The 570-nt window shown below is 69.3% G+C and carries 1 protein-coding gene; it reads left to right on the plus strand.

Going from position 1 to position 570, the window contains the following annotated elements:
• Window positions 1–570, plus strand: a 570-nt coding sequence (locus tag AC1DTN_RS38710; protein ID WP_477925518.1) for an ice-binding family protein, incomplete at both ends; no start/stop codon positions are given.

Genomic DNA, 570 nt, shown 5'->3' on the forward strand with positions numbered 1-570 from the left:
CCTGCTGGCCGACGTGGTCTGGAGCTTCACCACAGGCGCCAAGGCCTGCGTGGCCCCGGTCAATCTGCGCAGCTCCAGTTCGTTCGGCGGTTTCGGCGGGGGCGCCGGCGTCACCAACCAGGGCGTCAACACTGTCGTCAACGGCAAGCTCGGAACCACCGCGGCATGCACCCTGATCACGGGCTTCCACGATGCCTCCAACACCTACACGGAGACGCCCCTGAACATCGGCGCGGTGAACAACGGCGCCGTGTTCTGCGCACCTCCCGCGCCAGGAACCGCCGCCGGCATGACGATCGCCACGCAAGCGGCGGCCGATGCCCGGCAGGCATACAACGAACTGGCGGCCTTGCCGGCGGGAAGCGACCCGGGCGCCGGTCAACTCGGTGGACGCGTGTTGCCGCCAGCGATCTACACCTCGGCGGGAGGCAGCTTCGCGATCACGACAGGCGACCTCACCCTGGACGCACAGGGGGACCCGAATGCGGTGTGGGTGTTCCAGGTGCCGTCGGCTCTGACCGTCGGCCTGGGCGCCACGCCCCGCCAGGTGCTGCTGACCAATGGCGCACA

Source organism: Rhizobium sp. 01T444, assembly GCF_056398305.1.